The 17,512-nt window shown below is 57.7% G+C and carries 18 protein-coding genes; 3 read left to right on the top strand and 15 right to left on the bottom strand.

Annotated features, from left to right (window positions below; genetic code table 11):
* Positions 1 to 79 precede the first annotated feature (79 nt).
* On the bottom strand, positions 80 to 1,084 hold the full coding sequence (locus MWL89_RS02190) for a formamidase (protein ID WP_102379629.1): 1,005 nt from the start codon (positions 1,082 to 1,084) through the stop codon (positions 80 to 82).
* A 124-nt stretch (positions 1,085 to 1,208) separates the two neighbouring features.
* Positions 1,209 to 1,745 (bottom strand): AmiS/UreI family transporter, encoded by a 537-nt coding sequence (locus MWL89_RS02185; protein WP_102379228.1) that lies wholly within the window; start codon positions 1,743 to 1,745, stop codon positions 1,209 to 1,211.
* Between the two features lie 274 nt (positions 1,746 to 2,019).
* Between MWL89_RS02185 and MWL89_RS02180 the strand changes: the two genes are divergently transcribed.
* The 3 genes from MWL89_RS02180 to MWL89_RS02170 all read left to right on the top strand — a co-directional run bounded on the left by MWL89_RS02180 (position 2,020) and on the right by MWL89_RS02170 (position 4,132).
* Positions 2,020 to 2,286, top strand: a complete 267-nt coding sequence (locus tag MWL89_RS02180) for a type II toxin-antitoxin system RelB/DinJ family antitoxin (RefSeq protein ID WP_102379229.1) — start codon at positions 2,020 to 2,022, stop codon at positions 2,284 to 2,286.
* Complete coding sequence (locus MWL89_RS02175) at positions 2,283 to 2,645, top strand: PIN domain-containing protein (protein ID WP_102379230.1); 363 nt, start codon at positions 2,283 to 2,285, stop codon at positions 2,643 to 2,645. Before MWL89_RS02180 ends, MWL89_RS02175 begins: the two co-directional genes overlap by 4 nt.
* A 179-nt stretch (positions 2,646 to 2,824) precedes the next feature.
* Positions 2,825 to 4,132 carry a trigger factor gene (locus tag MWL89_RS02170; RefSeq protein ID WP_244411581.1) on the top strand — a complete coding sequence of 436 codons (1,308 nt, stop codon included), beginning with the start codon at positions 2,825 to 2,827 and terminating at the stop codon, positions 4,130 to 4,132.
* A 167-nt stretch (positions 4,133 to 4,299) separates the two neighbouring features.
* On the opposite strand, the gene fdhD is transcribed toward MWL89_RS02170, so the two are convergent.
* From fdhD to MWL89_RS02105, 13 genes are read right to left on the bottom strand one after another with little or no spacing between them, the layout of a single operon-like run.
* A complete protein-coding gene (fdhD, locus tag MWL89_RS02165; protein WP_244411580.1) occupies positions 4,300 to 5,052 on the bottom strand; it encodes a formate dehydrogenase accessory sulfurtransferase FdhD in 753 nt (250 codons plus the stop codon).
* Positions 5,053 to 5,059: 7 nt separating this feature from the next.
* Complete coding sequence (locus MWL89_RS02160; RefSeq protein WP_102379233.1) at positions 5,060 to 6,229, bottom strand: iron-containing alcohol dehydrogenase; 1,170 nt, start codon at positions 6,227 to 6,229, stop codon at positions 5,060 to 5,062.
* An 11-nt stretch (positions 6,230 to 6,240) separates the two neighbouring features.
* The gene (gene hycI, locus MWL89_RS02155) at positions 6,241 to 6,729 is read right to left on the bottom strand and encodes a hydrogenase maturation peptidase HycI (protein WP_244411579.1); all 489 of its coding nucleotides are present in this window, start codon (positions 6,727 to 6,729) and stop codon (positions 6,241 to 6,243) included.
* Positions 6,722 to 7,153: a formate hydrogenlyase maturation HycH family protein gene (locus tag MWL89_RS02150; RefSeq protein WP_102379235.1), complete on the bottom strand. Its 432-nt coding sequence runs from the start codon at positions 7,151 to 7,153 to the stop codon at positions 6,722 to 6,724. Before MWL89_RS02150 ends, hycI begins: the two co-directional genes overlap by 8 nt.
* A gap of 1 nt (position 7,154) precedes the next feature.
* Positions 7,155 to 7,937 (bottom strand): NADH-quinone oxidoreductase subunit B family protein, encoded by a 783-nt coding sequence (locus tag MWL89_RS02145; RefSeq protein ID WP_102379236.1) that lies wholly within the window; start codon positions 7,935 to 7,937, stop codon positions 7,155 to 7,157.
* The gene (locus MWL89_RS02140; protein WP_244411578.1) at positions 7,934 to 8,461 is read right to left on the bottom strand and encodes a formate hydrogenlyase complex iron-sulfur subunit; all 528 of its coding nucleotides are present in this window, start codon (positions 8,459 to 8,461) and stop codon (positions 7,934 to 7,936) included. The genes MWL89_RS02145 and MWL89_RS02140 overlap by 4 nt, the downstream gene beginning before the upstream one ends.
* A gap of 12 nt (positions 8,462 to 8,473) precedes the next feature.
* On the bottom strand, positions 8,474 to 10,210 hold the full coding sequence (locus MWL89_RS02135; protein ID WP_102379238.1) for a hydrogenase large subunit: 1,737 nt from the start codon (positions 10,208 to 10,210) through the stop codon (positions 8,474 to 8,476).
* Positions 10,211 to 10,219: 9 nt separating this feature from the next.
* Positions 10,220 to 11,788 (bottom strand): hydrogenase 4 subunit F, encoded by a 1,569-nt coding sequence (locus tag MWL89_RS02130; protein WP_102379239.1) that lies wholly within the window; start codon positions 11,786 to 11,788, stop codon positions 10,220 to 10,222.
* Positions 11,789 to 11,791: 3 nt separating this feature from the next.
* The gene (gene hyfE / locus MWL89_RS02125; protein ID WP_102379240.1) at positions 11,792 to 12,445 is read right to left on the bottom strand and encodes a hydrogenase 4 membrane subunit; all 654 of its coding nucleotides are present in this window, start codon (positions 12,443 to 12,445) and stop codon (positions 11,792 to 11,794) included.
* An 8-nt stretch (positions 12,446 to 12,453) separates the two neighbouring features.
* On the bottom strand, positions 12,454 to 13,893 hold the full coding sequence (locus MWL89_RS02120; RefSeq protein WP_244411577.1) for a hydrogenase 4 subunit D: 1,440 nt from the start codon (positions 13,891 to 13,893) through the stop codon (positions 12,454 to 12,456).
* A 36-nt stretch (positions 13,894 to 13,929) separates the two neighbouring features.
* On the bottom strand, positions 13,930 to 14,859 hold the full coding sequence (locus MWL89_RS02115) for a respiratory chain complex I subunit 1 family protein (RefSeq protein WP_102379242.1): 930 nt from the start codon (positions 14,857 to 14,859) through the stop codon (positions 13,930 to 13,932).
* A gap of 11 nt (positions 14,860 to 14,870) precedes the next feature.
* Positions 14,871 to 16,898, bottom strand: a complete 2,028-nt coding sequence (gene hyfB, locus MWL89_RS02110) for a hydrogenase 4 subunit B (RefSeq protein ID WP_244411576.1) — start codon at positions 16,896 to 16,898, stop codon at positions 14,871 to 14,873.
* Complete coding sequence (locus MWL89_RS02105) at positions 16,895 to 17,485, bottom strand: 4Fe-4S dicluster domain-containing protein (protein WP_146040653.1); 591 nt, start codon at positions 17,483 to 17,485, stop codon at positions 16,895 to 16,897. Before MWL89_RS02105 ends, hyfB begins: the two co-directional genes overlap by 4 nt.
* Between the last annotated feature and the right edge of the window lie 27 nt (positions 17,486 to 17,512).

The following is a 17,512-nucleotide window of genomic DNA, read 5'->3' as shown; positions in this document are numbered from 1 at the left end:
TGGGGGCGCCCGCATATGCGGGCGCCCCTTCCCTGCTCGCACGAGTCCCACATCGGGAGCTCGGCGCCTGATGCAACAACTACTGACCGAAGCGACCGCCAGTCGTCGGGTAACCGTAGATGCTGCCGTCTTTGATCTTCATCTCGTCTTCCCAAGGAAGCTTGTACTTGCCAGCCGCGAGATCCTTGATGTAGGTCAGGCCGGCATCGCTCTCGCCGCCGGGAAGGGCAACGTAGCCGCGATGGCCGAGGTTGTAGATGTTGTTCTCGAGACCCCAAGAACGACGCGCCTGATCGGCCTGGCACGGGAACACTTCGCCCGTAACGATTTCCCACGGATTGCGATGACCCTGAACGAGGACGGTGCCGTCGTAGTTCGTAATCTGGCCTTCGCCGAAGTAGTAGAACACGTTGTCGTAACCAGCCAGGTTGACGGCCAGCGTGTACATGAGGTTGTGCCACGCGTTGGAGCGGTTGGTGAGGATCCACTGCTCGTTAACCTGCGTGCTGTAACCGGAAATGCGGATGTACACGTTGCAGCCCTTGTAAGCGGCTTCGCGAGCAAGCTCGGGAATCATGCCGTCGTGGCAGATGCATACGGCGAGCTTGGAACCTGCAGGGCCGTCGCATACCGGCATGCCGAGATCGCCGGGATACCAAGGCTCGATCGGGTTCCACGGGAACAGCTTGCGATACTTCAGGCAGATTTCGCCGTTCGGATCGATGATGATGGCGGTGTTGTACGGGTTCTTGGTCGGATCGGGGTTGCGCTCCATGATGGAGAATACGCCGTAGACGCCGGCTTCTTTGCATGCCTGGCCGAACGTGTCGGTCTCAGGACCGGGAACGTCGCACAGGAATTCCTCGGTCAGCCACTTGGCGGTGTTGAGGCCCTGAGTGCTGTACTCGGGGAATACGATGAGCTCGAGGCCCGGATAGCCGGCCTTGGTCGCGTGAAGCGTGCGAACGATGCTCTCAATCTGCTTGTCGATGTCGGCACGTGAATTAACGATAGGAACGGGGAACTGGATCAGTGCTGTCAAGAAGCCATTTTCAGGTTTGTTCATACTTCCGATGCTGCCCATAACTCTTCCTCCTGTCTCGACGAAGCCGCATGCTTCGCCGTACGCTTCGGCAAGTGCCTTCACTCGCCTTCGATTTACAGGGAAAACAGGTTCGTTTTCCCAAAAACCCTGATTTCGGTACGTTTTAGTACAGGAACTTCCACCAATCCGCCAAAAGCATGTATCCAGGGATCCAACAGGTGATAATTCCCACTACCACGGTGTACCAGCCGATGAACTTCGGGCCGAGGGTTATCTTCATTTCTGCTCCAGCAAACCAATACGCCAACCACAAGGTTCCCCAGATGAGCCATATGACTCCGAAGATCGGATCGGCGTCCATAAACGAAAGGTATGCGCACGGCAACGTATTCACCGCAACGAACAGGCAATACCACGCGAGCGGCCTTCCGTCGAGCTGGAAAAGATTCGTACACCCCACGAACAGATAGGTAAAACCAAAAAGCATGTTGGTAGCGATTCCGTAAAAATCGGCACCGATACCGCTCGCGCCAACGGTCATAACCGTACACGCAATGTTGATAGCATTGATGACCACGAGCAGACCGCCGGTAAAGAAATTCATCACCGCCATAGCCTTTGGATCCCACTTCTGAAGCGTTCCAACCCCGTTCATGAAGAGAACGCAGCCGACATAGAGCAAACCAAGTCCTAAGGTCATTCGGATTACACCCCCTCAATTTCAGTCTGGATTCTGATAACGATAGTGCATCCGATGCCCGTCCATTATTACATTGGTGCCAAATGGGTTGTCAAGGATGAGAGCCCGAAATCACAGCGATTTGCTAATAATTTTATTTTGCCTGATGAATTACTGATTTTAATCTGTTTTTCGCAAAAATCTCCCCACCTTGAAAACCCGGGTTTCCCAAATCAATCCGCTTCTCAAATGTAGTACAATTGTGTTACATTTTTCTCGTTTTACGGGGGGTTTTATGAAAGAAACCATTTTGCACGTGAGAATCGACGCCGATTTGAAGTCGGAATCGGAAGTTTTATTCGCTTCGATGGGCACGAGCCTGTCTGAAGCGGTGAGAATCTTCCTGACGCAATGCACGCTCGACCAAAAGTTCCCCTTCCAGATTAAGAGCTTCGAGAAAAAGGGCGGGAACGGAGCTTTCGGCTTTCTCAATCTGTATTCGAAGCCCATCGCGCGTGAAACCGAACGCGAAGCCTGGATCTCGTCGTTGGCCAAAAAATGATTACGATTATCGATGAGAGCGTCATCTTGCGCTATCTGCTCAATGACGACAAGAAAAAAGCCAAGCAAGCTGCAGCTATCATCTCCGACGGCCACGCGTATTCCTATCCGGAGATTTTCGCGCGCGTCGCCGTCACCCTCAGAGACGTGTACGGCGTACCCCGATCGCTGGTGAGCGAGGCGCTCCTCAACCTTCTCGATGATATTCGCGTCAGCGAAGAGGACATCGTCCGTTACGCCACCCGCCTGTTCGGTGCCAGCATGCTCGATTACATCGATTGCCTTCTCGTAGCCCGCAACCATCTGTACAGCCACGAGATCGTCAGCTTCGATAAGCCGTTGATGAAAAACATGATGTAACCTGCCTATACGCATAATAGACCATCCGATGCGCGCCCCGCTGTGGTATACTGAACGAGTATCTTTTCCGATACGTGCGGCATCCGATGACTATATGTTCCGTAGAGGCCAATCGCGCGTGCGATCTTGGTCGAGAGGTCATGCCTCGATGGCTTGACCCTATACAAAGGAGTATGAGCATGGAGCTGCAATCAACCTACGATCGTATCGACGACGATCACGCCGCCCTCGGCATCACCATCCCCGCGAACGATGTGAATACGCTCATCGACCAGTTCATCATAGCCTTAGCCTATCAAAGCAACATCACGCCGAAAGAAGGCCAAGAGCTCGAAGAAGCCGCCGCGCAGAAACTCGGCAAAGACGTCGTCGAAAACCATCTGACAACCTCCGTCATGAGCTATTCGTTTCCCTTCGCTGCCGAGGGAAACGGCATCCAGATCGTCGGAAAACCGTCGTTCACCGAACACGGCACCCTCGCTCGCGATGCCGATTTTTCCTTTAAGGCGCTCTGCACGCTCAAGCCTTCCTTCGAGCTTTCGTCCTACGAGCCGGTGCACATCTCGGTGCCGCCCCTAGAGGTTACCGAGGAGGATGTCGAGCGCTATCTGGAAGCCCTTGCGCAGAGCCACTCGTATCTCGAAGAGGACACGAGTCATGCAGAAATCAGAAGGGGCGATCTCGTAGAGCTCGAGATCGAAACGTTCAAGGACGACGTACGGTGCGATCAGCTCTGCTCGGAGAGCCGCTCCTACACCACCGGCGCCGATATGATGCCTCCGGGATTCGATGAGGAGGTCCTGAAGATGCACGTGGGCGAAACCAGAACCATCGCCTACGAATACCCCGGGTTCACCCTCGACGAGAATTGCGAACCGGAAATCGAGCATTACACTTCGACGGTAACCGCCAAAAAGGTACAGAAGGTGGTCGTTCCCGAGCTGAACGACCAGTGGATCAGCGAGAACATGCCCGATGTCGACGGGGTCGAGGGTCTGAGGGAAAACGCTCGCGAGACGATCTATGCGCGTAAATCGGTCGAGTACCGCCACTACAAGAACCTGCAGAGCGCAAACGAGCTCGTGAAGCGATTCGAGGGCGAAATATCGCCTGCGGTGTTCGATGCCGTAGTCGACGACATCCTACGATCATTCGAAGAGCAGCTTGCCCAACAGGGCACGACGAAGGAAGCGTTCATGCGTCAGCAGGGCATAACCGAACAGCAGCTGATGGCTCACTTTTCGAACCAGGTAAACGATCAGCTCGTCAGACAATTCGCCCTTGATGCCGTCGCAAAGCATTTCGAGCTCGAAGTCGACGACGATGATCTCGACGAATATTTCAGAGCTGCCGCTTCCCCCGGACTCGAAGCCATGATCAGGCTCGATTTCGAGCGGAACGGCAGAATGCACGAGGCGCGGCTCTCCGCACTCAGGCTGAAAGCAAACGATTACGTTACCGAGCACTCCGTCATGCGCATTGACTGACCTGGCACCGGCCGAACTCAGATCCGGGCGCAGAGCGCCAGCCCTCGCCCGGATCTGCAGCGAATCGCAGCCGGCGTGACAAGGCGAGCCGGCGCACCATGCCCAATCGGGCATGCGGCACGAAGCACCGCCGAATGCGCATGCGAAGCGGAAGCCGCGCAACCGGCTTATCGGCGCACGAGGGTTTCCGGATGGGTGTAGACGGTAAAGTGCCCGTTTCGGGCAAAAGCGCAAAGCGTGATTCCTCGCTCATCGGCAAATTCGAGAACGGCGGAGGTGGGCGCCGAAACGGTGGAGACGAGCCGTATTCCGTACGTTGCGCACTTCCTCACCAAATCCAAGGCACACCTGCTTGAAAGGTGAACGAATCCGCTGAGGGGGTCGACTCCTTCTCGCAGCAAAGCACCGATCAACTTGTCGACCGCGTTATGCCTGCCGATATCTTCCCTCACGCAGCGATACCGGCCTTCGAAATCGGCGAAGGCCGCAGCATGGGTGGCACCCGTACCTCGATGCATACGCTGTGCGTCGAGCAGCGCGAAGCTTGCCCGATGCACCGCCTCGGGAGAAACGCCGAACGGCGCTCCGTCCGCTTCGATGCCGCGCGATCGAAGTGCCTGAGCGGCTCTTGAAGCGCAAAGCGCTCGGAGGTCGCACGGCCGGATCCCGAAGCGGCGATTCCCGGAAACAGCCTCGATACAGGAACACTCGTCGAGGTCGGCAAGCACTCCCGAAGTGAACACGTACCCGACTGCGAGATCTTCCAAGTCCTCGGGGGTGCACGATATTTCCTCAACGAGGAGGCCATCGCAATAGATTCCGACAGCCTCCTCGCGCGCCACGGCTTCGACAACCGGCGACCAGCTGGTTCCCTCTACGTACCAGACCTCGTGCATCTCTCTGTATCCGCTGCCGTCCATCGAACCCCTAGCGATACGATCTCTGCAGAATTCCCAGCACGTCTTCTTCGGTCAGCGTGTATAAATCGACATCGGCGATGCCGGTGCGGTTAACCGCTGCATCGGCTATAGCGGGCAGATCGTCCCACGCGATGCCGCAGTCCGCCATCGAGAGCCCGCGTACGCCGAGGCGGTCGAAAAAGCCTGCCAAGCCAACCGCGAAGGACTGCCCCGCTGGATAACCGCACGAATCGACGCCGAGGTACATGCCGACCCGATCGAGTTCGTCGGGAACAAAGGCGGCGATGCGCCTGTAGTATTCCTCCGCGATCATGATCAGGCTCGCACCGTGAGCGACCGAGGGGAACATGCCGCCGATCGTTTGGGCGATGATATGGTGCGAGGTGGTGTTGATGAGGGATTGCGTGTAGCCGCTGCAGATGTCGGCCGCGTAAGCGAGCATCGTCCTGCCCTCGATGTTGCTCGGATCTTCCACGACGACCGGCAACCAAGTCAGAACGCTCGAAATGGATTCGAGGGCGAATACATCGACGAGCCGATTCACTCCCCTGTTGGTGATCGCGCACTCCGCCGCATGGAACAGCGCATCGATTCCCTGATAGATGGTCTGATCTCTCGGCAGCGAAAGCATAAGCTCGGGATCGATGATGGAGACGGTCGGGTACAGGGCATCAGCTGCAAAATCGAGCTTCTCACCCGTTTCGGTCTTTGTGATAACGCTGTACGGATCGGTTTCGGTCCCGGTTCCCGCCGTCGTGGATATGGCGACCACGGGAGCGGCGTCGACGATTTCCTTCTTTCCGCCGCTGCCCGTATAGGCATAATCCCAAAGATCGCCGTCTTGCCTCATCATCATCGCAACCGCTTTGGCTGCATCGATACTGCTTCCGCCCCCGAGGCCCACCACGAAGTCGCAGCCGCGCTCCTTTGCCAAAGCGCACGCCTCCCTCACTTCGCCGATCGTCGGATTCGGCGTTATTCCCTCATACACCGTTGCTTCCACCTCGGCTCCGTCGAGCAGGCGGATGACCCTTCCGAGCAACGCCTTTCTCTCGGGCCTTGCGCTTCCCGTTGTGCATACAAGCGCGTGGGATCCCGGAAGGTCCAACGACGCCAGTTCGTCCAATCGACCCGCTCCGAAAACGATCCGTGTCGGCATCTGGGCATCTATCATCATGGCCGTTCCTTTCATCTGCTGTTTTTGTCCGAGGTCGCCTGCTTGTACAGGGGATACGTCTCGAGGTTCCCCCCGTCCGCAAAGCGGTCGTAAAGCTCTTCGACCGCCCGCTTGACAGCGGAGGTCAAAGGATTGAAGAACGTCGTATCCTCGGGCTGGACTCCGAGAAAAACGACGTTGCCAGCCGATTGGTTCAGCTGGTCAAGAAGAAACGTCATGGGAAGCGCATGGGTTGTGATGAGGAAGCTTTCGGCAACGTCTGCGGCCGTCAGACGACGGATCGCACCCGTCTCGAGACCCATATCGGCGGCGTCTACCACCACGACGACTTCGGGGACCATGCGCCTGATCGTCCGCAACTCGTCTTCGGGCGTCTGGCCGCCGTCGATGACGGTCCATCCCGTATCAGGGCCGTCCACCATCATCTTTGCGAGCATCGGCCCCAGGGCGTCGTCTCCGCGCAGAACGCTGCCGACCGTGAGCAAGACCTTGTCAGGCATCGATCCTCCTCCCCATAAGATACATCGCCGTCTCCCGCTCCGTCGCATCGAGCAGCTGCGCGAAATCGCTCATCCACGAGATTTCCGCCGAGTAGGGATTCGTATCCTTTCTCACATAGAGCTCACGCAACGTGTGCTTGATCGCGGGCTTGAGCACCGGCAGGTGGCTTTTGTCGATCTGGATCTCACCGAACCGCAATATCCCCTCGAGCTTCGAACGCGCCAAGCTATCGGATATGTTGTCCAAAACCGATCGGAAGGTCTCGATCGGGCAGGACAGCTTCGCAGCGAAGCAATCCATAACGCCCGTATGGTGCCCCACCGACAACGTGTAGTACATGATGTCCTGAGCATCTTTCGGGATATCTATCTCACTGTCGACCAGCTTTGCCGTAAGTTGGTATATGACAACCTGGCCTCCCATGTCAGCCTCCCACGATTCTCGACTCAAGCAGATTCTTGAGCTCGGTCAGCACCTCAACCTTACGCGGATCCTTCTGTGCCGCCAGCAGCGAAGCGACTTCCTTCATGGCGTCGGTCTCGCTGTTGTCGAGCGCGGCAAGGAACGCATCGCACATATCGCCACCCTGGCGGTACCCCGAAAGGCGACGCGCCTCCCGTTCGAGTTCGACCCTGAGACGATAGGGAATACGTTCGAATTTGAGCGAAGCGCGCTCGCCTTCGGCCTCCGTCTCGTTGACTGCGTGCTGTTTCTGATCGAGCATCCCGAGCGCCATGGCGAACCCGTATACCGTTTGCGCCGGAGTCGGCGGGCATCCGGGGATGTACACGTCGACGGGAAACAGCTTGTCGGTGCCTCCCCAAACGCAATAATTGTCGTGGAAGATGCCGCCCGTGCAGCCGCATGCACCGTACGAAACGATGATCTTCGGATCGGGGGCGGCTTCGTAGGCCCGCATGGCCGGCAGCCTCATAGCCCTGGTCACCGCTCCGGTATACACGAGAATGTCGGCGTGGCGCGGGGTGGGAACCACCTTGATGCCGAAACGTTCCACATCGAAAACCGGTGTGATCGAAGAGAATATCTCGATTTCGCATGCGTTGCATCCCCCGCAGTCGACTCGGTACACGTACACGGATCGCTTGATGCTTTTCAACAGCGTAGCTTTGGCGCGCTCGATATCTTCGCTGAGCTTCTTCGGCTCGAGTTGCGCTTGCAGCTGAGTGGGAATACCTTGCTCGATCATGCCTGCCTCCTCTCTCGAATACGGTCTTTGCATGCAAGCGCATCGTTTTTCTGCTTGCACGATAGGCACCTGTCGATCGAATCACCCGAAGCGCCGTTGCCGCCGATCCGATCCAAAACGGCGGCAACGTACTCGACTTCTTTGCGCGAAGCGAAGTATTCGCCGCAATCGGAGCACCTTTGCAGCCGATAGGTGCACGAATCCTGCAAATCGGCCTTGCTCATAACCGCCAACTCGAATTCGGATCCGAGCCTGATAGCGTCAACGGGGCAGACTTCTTCGCACCGTCCGCAGAAAATGCACCTGCCGTAGTTGATCGTCCACGTTACCGTGCCCGCATGCACATCGACTTTCATCTGAATGGCGTTCGGCGGGCATGCCACGGCGCAAGCCGCACATGCGATGCAGTTCGGGGCATCATGCTCCGGCTTACCCCGAACGTCGGGAGCCTGCTCGATAGGCGCAAAGGGGTATCTGACGGTGGCATCGCCTGTTTTCAGAATTCCTTTCAGGGTTTTCAACATTGCCGCGACTCCTTATCCCCGACCCGAAAGCGGCGATCGGCTTCGATCCCGACAGTAGTCCTCAAGCTCCTGCTTCGTTATAACCACCTGCGATTTCTTCCCGATATCGACAACGGTTACCCGGTCGGTACATGAATAGCAGGGATCGATGCTGCCCACGATGACCGCCGCGTCGGCTATCGTATTGCCTCTGAGCATCGACCGGAGAACGGGCCAGTTGCTATAGGTAGAGGCCTTCGCCCTCCAGCGATAGCACTTCTGGTTATCGCCCGTCATGGACCAATGCAAATCCTCGCCGCGAGGAGCTTCGGTGAAACCGACTGCGAACCGATGCGGTTTATATTCCCACGACTCGTTCAGGATGGGGCCGGACGGGGTGTTTTCAAGCCACGACTGTATCATGTCGAGACTGTCGAAGAATTCCTCGACCCGGACGAGCGTACGGCTCTTCACGTCGCATCCGTCGTGCACGCGGGCAACCTTGTCGGTTCGCTTGTAGCCGTCAAACGGGTGGTCGAAACGCGTGTCCCGCGCGAACCCGCTCCCCCGCACCGTCGGCCCGACGGGACTGTAGTCGCGCGCTACTGCGGGATCCAGAATGCCGATGCCCGCCGTACGGCTCTCGAAGTTGGCGGTCGACAGCAGCGCTTCGACCAGCTGTTCGGTTTCCCGCCGAAGCTCGGCGAGCATCGCGATCGTCTTCATGCTCTGATCGGCGAGGATGTCGCGCCGTACTCCGCCGATCAAGTTCAAACCGTACGTTTTGCGCGCACCTGTCAGCATCTCCGCAAGATCCATCGCTTTTTCCCTTACGCGGAAGAAGTGCATGAACCCGGTATCGAACCCGCAGAAATGGCACACGAGCCCCAGATTGAGCAGATGGGAGTGCAGTCTTTCAACCTCAAGCAATATCGAGCGAATCACCTGGGCCCGCTCGGGCACCGCGATTCCCTGCGAGTTCTCGACCGATTCGGCGTAAGCAACCGAATGGGCGCAGCCGCAAATACCGCAGATGCGATCGGCCAAAAACGGAACCGAATCGTACGTCATACGCGTTTCGGCGACCTTCTCCATACCTCGATGAACGTAAAACATCCGATAGTCGGCATCGACGATATGCTCGCCTTCGACGAACAGCCTGAAATGCCCGGGTTCATCGGAGGTAATATGCAAGGGACCCATGGGGATGACCGTCGTCGTTCCCGGCTCAGCCCTGTTCAGGAATTCATAGTTCTCGAGATCGGCCGCAAGCTCGGGGCGATGACGGTAGTCCATCGAGTCTTTGCGCAGGGGGTAGAGCCCCTCCGGCCAATCGTCGGGAAGGACGAGCCTGCGCTCGTCGGGCAAGCCGATAGGCGTGAGGCCGAACATATCGCGCACCTCGCGCTCGCCCCAAACGCACGCGGGAACCCGCGCCGCAACGGACGGAAATGCTCCCGCTTCGGGGGATATTTCGCTCCGGATCACGCATATGCACCGATCGACCTCTTCCATGGACAACACGTAGTAGAGGGCGAAGTTGCCATTGATCGGCCGCTCGTCGTTGCCGACCACGACCGACAGCCAACCGCCCCTGCGGTAGTACAGAAACTGAACGACATCGGGCACCGAATCCGCCCGAATCGTCATCGTTACCTGCTCCTCCGATTGCCATTCCTCGCTTACGAGAGCGCCGTGGAACTGCCTGCGTATCACTTCGACGTGGGTCGAGCCGCATCGCTTGTCTTTGTTTCCGCCTCGTTTGCTCACGAGAGCCTCCTATTCGATCGGTTGCGTTGCCGCGTCTGCCGCATAAAGCACTTCTCCGAGAACCGGTATCTCGTAGAGGTGCGACGCATCCTCCTGCATGACTATCGCCGTAGCCGACCCGACGCCGCTTATCACCGGCGCGGGCAAGGCGATACCGAACCACAGAAGCAAAGCGATGAATACCATCTCGGGAACAATCATCAATGCCCCCACATCCTTCTTCTTCACGGAGTCGGGAGCCTTCCCGAGCACGGAGCGCAAAAATACCAGGCTGAAGGCGGCTATCACAACGGTCAGCGCCAAGCATATCGGGATGACGAGCCAAAGGTATCCTGCGTAAATCCCGGATATCACCGTCAATACTTCGCTGAGGAACAACGCGAAAGGCGGGAACCCCGAAAGGGCGAACAATCCCGCACCGAGCAGAACCGCCGTAACGGGGGCCACCTGCACGATACCGCCGATCTTCTCGAGATTGCTCGTCTTGAACTTCATCGCCACGTTTCCGGACAGGCAGAACATGAGCGCCTTTGCCAAGCCGTGGAATATGCAGTGGAGCAGCGCGGCGGCGATGCCGAGCGGTCCACCGAAGCCAAGGCAAAGGGCGACGATGCCGATGTTCTCGCACGAACTGTAGGCAAGCTTGCGCTTGAGATCGGACTGGGAGAAAAGAGCGAACGCGCTGAAGACGATCGAAGCCGCACCCAGTATGAGCATCACGGTTTGGGGAAACTCGGGGCCGACCGCCTGAACGGCCAGAATATAGAATCGGATGAGCACGAGCATCGCGCACTTGGCCAACGCGCCCGACATCAAGCCCGAAAGAGGACTCGGAGCCTGCGAATAGGCATCGGGCATCCAGGTGTGCATGGGGAACAACCCCGCCTTGGTACCGAATCCGATGGCGGCGAACACGAAGGCTATCCTGATGAGCGCCGAATCGAATTGGGCGGCATACGGCACGAGCGACGTCCAGAACACGGCCTGGTGCGGATCGGCCATGATATCGGCCGCGTTGGCGTACACAAGCAGCGTCCCATACAGACCGAACGCAACACCCGCCGTGCAAACGATCAGGTACTTCCACGCCGCCTCAAGCGAGATCTTGGTGTTGTACGACCCCACGAGAAACACGGTCGACAGCGTGGTCGCCTCAATGGCAACCCACATCATGATCACGTTGTTCGATGTCACCACCAAAAGCATGGTGAACACGAACAGGCTGAAGAAGGCATAGAACCGCTTCACCTGGGAGGCATCGAGCCGCCCCTCCCTGCTGTCGAACCGAATGTAGGAAACCGAGCATAAGCCCGTCAGCAACACGACCGTGCTCACCAAACCGAGGAAGACCGCACTGAGCGCATCGACCTGGAACCACACATCGATGACTTCCACGGAGCCTGCGCCTGCGAACACGGAAGCCACGATAAAAAGGCTCGCCAGAAACGTCACCGCAATCGATACGACGTGAATCGCTTCGAACACGGCACGGGGAAGCTTGAGGGGAAGAACCGCTATCAGCAGACAGGCCACAAGCGGCGTTGCCATCGTAATCAGCAGCAAGCTTGAAGTATCCATTTCCTATCCCCTCAGTTCCATAAGGTCGCGGGTATCGAGCGTTTTCGTCGTCTTGTAGATCTTCAAGACCATGAGAACCATGATAAGAACGGCGAAGATGGCATCGGTTGCGATGCCGATTTCAACAAGCTCGGGCGCCTGGGGCGCAAGGAGCGCCAACGTCACATGCGAGCCGTTTTCCATCAGGCAGTACCCGAAAATCTGCTTCACGATGTTGCGTTGCGAAACGATGCAGGTCAAACCGATGAAGAAATGCGCAAGCGATATGGCGAGCGCCGGCTTCACCTCTGCTGCCGTATAGAGGTCGACGCCCTGAATCGCCGCAAAGCAGATCAGCACCTCAAGAGCGATGAGCGTAATGCTCTTGAACGGCGAGAGGCGCTCGCCGAGATCTTGCGAATCGGCTCCAAGCTTCCTTTGCAGGAACAGCAGCATACCCGGCACGAGAACGACCTTGGTGATGAAGGCCGACGCGGACCACATGAACAAAACTTCCGAGTCGGTCGCAAACGCAAGCGAAACAAGCAGCAGCACGAGAACAAACGATTGCAGCGCATAGAGAATCGCCGATTTCTTGACCGATCGGGCAAGGACCACCATCGTCGACGTGACAATGAGCAGGCCCCCCAAAGCGTTTACCCAAGCATATGCAGACATGACATCACCTAACCCAACCAAGCTACTGCAATGAACCCAGAGCAGACCGTCATTACCATAAGCACGACAAACACCACGGCCATGGGCTTTGGAAGCGGGCTTGCCTCCTCAACCGTTTCGGACGGGGTGCCGGAAACAACCGAACCCATCCATTTCAGGAACCACGCGAACGAACAGAGCGATTCAACGATCGCAACGATAACGATCACCAGCAACAACACGCTTTGTGATGAGATTTCGAACCCGCCGGCCAGTATCATGAACTTGCTGAAAAACGGACCGAACGGGGGAAGGCCGCCGATCGCCAGCGCACCGAAAGCGAATGCGATCGCCAAAAGCGGCATTTTCGATGAGAGGCCTCTGAATTTCGTCAGCAAACGCGTTCCCATCGTGTAGCTCAGCGCACCCGCCACCAAAAAGAACAGGGTCTTGGCGAACGCATGGTTGAAGATATGGGCGATACCGCCCTGCATGGCAAGCTGCGATCCGAAGATGGCGAACCCGAAGCCGAGAAACATATACGAAAGCTGCGCGATGGTCGAATACGCCAAGAGCCGCTTGATGTCTTTCTGCGGCAGGTACATGAGGAAGCTGAACACCATGGTAACGATGGCGCCGACGACCACGACCCAACCGACCTCGACGGGAACGGGTCCCGCGCACAAGAGAGCCCGGGCAAAAATATACACGCCCACCTTCACCATCGACGCACCGTGAAGATACGCCGAAACGGGCGTCGGAGCCTCCATGGCCGAGGGAAGCCACATGTAGAACGGAAGCTGCGCCGATTTGCCCCATGCGGCGACGAGGATCGCGATGAGGACGAACATCTTCCATCCCCCGTCGAGCTGCGCGATCGCCTGAAGCTCGAAGGAGCCCGTCTGAAGGAAGAGCACGGCGGCACCGCAGTAGAGCCCAAGCGATGCGATGTGCGTGATGATAAGCGCTTTCATCGCCGACTTTTTCGAGGTGTCGTTGTTGTAGTAGCCGATAAGGGACCACGAACACGCACCGGTGATTTCGAAGAACACGAGCTGGCCGAGTATCGTCGAACTGAAAACAAGACCGGCCATCGCGCCGATGAATGCGATGAAAACCGCATAGAACCGCTTCTTGTGCTCGTCGGGATGCTCTCTGTTCCCCTTGTTCAGATAGGCGAACGAGTATACGGTCACCAAAAAGCCGATGCCCACGAACGCCGACGCCAGAAGCGTGCTCATGCCGTCGACGGTGAAGCCGAATGCAACCACCGAACCGAACGAAAACCACGGTATCGATGCAGCCTGCATGCCGCCTTGGGCATAAAGCGCAGCGGCTGCCAAGCAGGCGAGCAGCGAAGCTCCCGCAGCAACCGCACATATCCACCGCGCCGCCTTCCGCGGCAGCGCAAGGATAAGCACCATGCCCGCGAAGGGCACCAATATCGCCAAGAGAGGAAATATCGCCATCTCGACTCCCGAAACCATCCCCATCACCCCTTCCACTTAAATGCCCATAACGAGGAATGCGAGCGACAGGACCGAACAGCCCACCACCATCCACGTATGCTGAGAAAGCAGTTTGAAACGTACGCGCACGACCGTGTTCTCGATCAGGGCGCACACCGTAAACACGATCGACATCTTCACAAGGAAAGCCAGCAAGCCGAGCGCCAAGGAAGCCGGCGCCATATCGACAGCGCTCCCGAACGGGAAGAAAATGGCGAGCACCATGCTGATCACGATGATCTGCTTGAGCGACATCGCCAGCTTGATCATGGCCAAAGAAGGGCCTGAATACTCTGCGAGGGGTCCTTCTTGGAGCTCTTGCTCCGCCTCGGCCACGTCGTAGGGAAGCTTGCCCAATTCCATATAGCAGGCAATGCAGAACGCGAAAGCCGCAACGACCATCGCTATGGGAGACGTAAACGAAAGCGTTGCAAGAGCGTTGCCCATATCCCCGATATTGGAACACCCCGTGGCGATCGCCACGGCGAACAGCGCGATGATCATCGAAGGCTCGATCAGGGAGCTCGCAAGTAACTCCCTGATACCGCCGACGCCCGGATACGACCCCGAACTGTCGATGGAAGACAAAGCGAAGAAGAAGCGCGGGAGGGCGAGCAGGTACACGACCACGATGAAATCGCCGAGCGCAGGGATCGGGCAGAACCGCGTGATCATCGGCACGCCCATGGCAAGGAGCAGCACGGTTGCCAAAAAGAGCACGGGCATGATCCGAAACGGTGCACCCGAATCTCGCGTACGCACGTCTTCCCGCTTGAACAGTTTGATCAAATCGTAATAATCCTGAAAGACGCTCGGCCCCCTCCTCGTATGCATCTTGGCACGCAATACCCTGCTCACACCCGAGAACAACGGTGCCGCGAGCAGAAGGAGCACGGGCTGAATGATTGCTAACAGTATCTCGTTCATGGTTTCCCCGCTTACCCGATCACGACGGTCAGTATCAGAAAGAAAACGAGCGCCCCGACGACGTACGATATGTACACGCGGTAATCGCCGCCTTCGACCTTTTGCGCCACCTGACTCAATCGATCGACAACCTTGATCACCCCGTCGACGACATACCGGTCGGCAAACGGTTCGACCTTTCTGATTCCCCCGACGAAGCGCTCGTACAGACAGAGGACTTTTTCCTTCTGGGCGGACGCCAGCTCTCTGATGCGGTACAGGGCTTCGAAAAACATCCGCGCAGCCGAAGCGAAAGACGTCGTTGCCGCGGGCATTTCCGCTTCGGGGAGATAACCGCAATCCCACGGATCGTCCCTCAACCCAATCCCCGCTCTGTGTCGAGCGAGCGAACGCAACCCCGCAAGCAACAACACGAACAACGCGAGCAACGCCGCTATAAGGATCAGGGATACCCCGGTACCCGATAAGGGATTCACGAGCTCCGAGCCCACCGCCACCGCACTTGCCCCAACAGCCGTACCGAGCACGGATGCCGCAATGCCCTGGATAGCGGGCGCAACCCAAGCAGCTCCCACGCCGAGCCCGATGCAGATAACGACAAGCAAGACGCTTGCCACAACCATGGATGCAGGCGCTTCGCGCGAAGCGCGCGCCCGATCGGATCGCGGCGCACCCGTGAAAGCGACGCCGTACGCCTTCACGAAACACACGATGGCCAACGCGCCCGAAACGGCGAGGGACGCTGCAGCCAGAACGGCGACCGTTTTCACAAGAGGCGCCGCATCGAACGAAATGCTGAGCAGCGACTGATAGGTGATCCATTCCGAAGCGAATCCGTTCAGGGGAGGTATGGCGCATATGGCAACCGATGCGATGAGGAACACCGCCGCCGTCCAGGGCATCCTATGGGCGAGACCGCCCATAGCGTCGAGGGAACGCGTGTGCACCCTGAAGATCGCCGACCCAGCGCTCAAAAAGAGCGCTCCTTTGAACATCGCGTGGTTGAGAAGGTGATACAGCCCCGCCAGAAGCCCCAGTGCGGCGATCACCGGCTGATCGAGAGCCGTTGCCGCAATCGCCGTGCCGACTCCGATAAGGATGATTCCTATATTCTCAACCGAACAGTACGCGAGCGTTCTTTTGATGTCCCGTTCCGCAACGGCGTACGCAATGCCGAACACCGCCGACACCGCGCCGAACACCACGACGATAAAGCCCCACCACAGCTGGCAGCCCGATGCGCCGAGCAGGTCGAAGCACACCTTCACGATACCGAAAATACCGATCTTGACCATGCCGCCCGACATGAGGGCCGAAACGTTTGAGGGCGCTTCGGGATGAGCGAGCGGAAGCCATGAATGGAAGGGAACCATGCCGGCTTTGATGCCGAACCCGAGAAACGCGAGCATGAAAACCACCGAAGCAACAGCGGGAGCTACCGAGACCGCCCTAAGATCAGCGAATTCGAAACTTCCCCCCGCAGCGTTCGCCATGATAAGAAAGGCGATCATGATCATAAGAAACCCGATATGAGCCATGACGAAGTACACGAACCCGCCCCGTTGCGCCTGCTCAGACCGATCGAACACGACGAGGAAATACGACGTCAGAGACATGAGCTCGAAAAACACGAGGAACCAGAACGCATTGTCGACCGCCACAACGAAAATCATCGATATGACGAACAGGTTCATGTAGAACCCGATTTTCCCGATGCCGCGACCTCGATACTCGTCGAAATACGAGAACCCGTATATCCATGCCGCGATAGCCAGAACGGCGATTACCGCGATCAGCAAACCCGACAAGGGGTTGCACGAAACCGAGAAGTCGGCGAACTCGAACGGGCTCGCCATGCGAAAAACCTGCGCCGGCCCGAACATCGACAGCAGCCCGAAGCCGAGAGCGAGAACCGATGAGGCGACTCCGCAGCAACATGAGAGAATCTTGGCAACGCTTTCTCGGCGGTACAGCACAAGCGAGAGAAGCGCGCCCGCAATCGAGAAAACACCCGCCGCGCTCAGTAGCGTCAAATTCATTGCGACCTCCGAACCTTCGAGCATTCCACCGACACGGATTCGAGCTCCTCTGCAGCATGATGTCTCTTACCGCGCACTTCGGCATTCAAATCCCCTTGGTCGATCAGGGAGAGGGCGCCCGTTAAGCAGGATTCGACGCATCGGGGACTCGCCGACAAACCTGCGCATAGATCGCATTTCACCGCGCAGGTTGCAACCCCTATCTCCCACTCGAGCAAAGGACTGATCGAAGCCGAATACGTCGGCGTCCGATAGCGTATGCCCTCAACGCCCGCAACGGACGTGCCCGAGGGCGTAATCGCCCCATAAGGGCAGGCTATCGCGCACATCTTGCATCCGATGCAACGCTGCTCGTCGACGCGGACAACGCCGTCCTCGCGGCTGATAACGCCTATCGGGCACACGGCGAGGCAGGGTGCGCTCTCGCAGTGGTGGCACATGACGGCAGCTGAAACGCGCTTCGTTTCCACAACCGCGAGACGGGAAGCGCTTTGCAGTCCCGCTTTCTTGTGAACCCCGATGCAGGACGCTTCGCATGTCCTGCATCCTATACACAAGTCGGGGTTTATAACAATGTAGAGATTCACATCCGCCTCCAAGCTCGTTACTCTCAG

The organism is Raoultibacter timonensis (assembly GCF_022845715.1).
Taxonomy (GTDB): Bacteria; Actinomycetota; Coriobacteriia; order Coriobacteriales; family Eggerthellaceae; genus Raoultibacter; species Raoultibacter timonensis.
The sequence above is the reverse complement of the archived record's forward strand: the minus strand, read 5'-3'. Positions and strand labels throughout refer to the sequence as shown.

Excerpts from the sequence above, each read along its gene's own strand:
- MWL89_RS02190 (WP_102379629.1), bottom strand. The coding sequence starts at position 1,084 with ATGGGCAGCATCGGAAGTATGAACAAACCTGAAAATGGCTTCTTGACA.
- MWL89_RS02185 (WP_102379228.1), bottom strand. The coding sequence starts at position 1,745 with ATGACCTTAGGACTTGGTTTGCTCTATGTCGGCTGCGTTCTCTTCATG.
- MWL89_RS02180 (WP_102379229.1), top strand. The coding sequence starts at position 2,020 with ATGAAAGAAACCATTTTGCACGTGAGAATCGACGCCGATTTGAAGTCG.
- MWL89_RS02175 (WP_102379230.1), top strand. The coding sequence starts at position 2,283 with ATGATTACGATTATCGATGAGAGCGTCATCTTGCGCTATCTGCTCAAT.
- MWL89_RS02170 (WP_244411581.1), top strand. The coding sequence starts at position 2,825 with ATGGAGCTGCAATCAACCTACGATCGTATCGACGACGATCACGCCGCC.
- fdhD (WP_244411580.1), bottom strand. The coding sequence starts at position 5,052 with ATGGACGGCAGCGGATACAGAGAGATGCACGAGGTCTGGTACGTAGAG.
- MWL89_RS02160 (WP_102379233.1), bottom strand. The coding sequence starts at position 6,229 with ATGATGATAGATGCCCAGATGCCGACACGGATCGTTTTCGGAGCGGGT.
- hycI (WP_244411579.1), bottom strand. The coding sequence starts at position 6,729 with ATGCCTGACAAGGTCTTGCTCACGGTCGGCAGCGTTCTGCGCGGAGAC.
- MWL89_RS02150 (WP_102379235.1), bottom strand. The coding sequence starts at position 7,153 with ATGGGAGGCCAGGTTGTCATATACCAACTTACGGCAAAGCTGGTCGAC.
- MWL89_RS02145 (WP_102379236.1), bottom strand. The coding sequence starts at position 7,937 with ATGATCGAGCAAGGTATTCCCACTCAGCTGCAAGCGCAACTCGAGCCG.
- MWL89_RS02140 (WP_244411578.1), bottom strand. The coding sequence starts at position 8,461 with ATGTTGAAAACCCTGAAAGGAATTCTGAAAACAGGCGATGCCACCGTC.
- MWL89_RS02130 (WP_102379239.1), bottom strand. The coding sequence starts at position 11,788 with ATGGATACTTCAAGCTTGCTGCTGATTACGATGGCAACGCCGCTTGTG.
- hyfE (WP_102379240.1), bottom strand. The coding sequence starts at position 12,445 with ATGTCTGCATATGCTTGGGTAAACGCTTTGGGGGGCCTGCTCATTGTC.
- MWL89_RS02120 (WP_244411577.1), bottom strand. The coding sequence starts at position 13,893 with ATGGCGATATTTCCTCTCTTGGCGATATTGGTGCCCTTCGCGGGCATG.
- MWL89_RS02115 (WP_102379242.1), bottom strand. The coding sequence starts at position 14,859 with ATGAACGAGATACTGTTAGCAATCATTCAGCCCGTGCTCCTTCTGCTC.
- hyfB (WP_244411576.1), bottom strand. The coding sequence starts at position 16,898 with ATGAATTTGACGCTACTGAGCGCGGCGGGTGTTTTCTCGATTGCGGGC.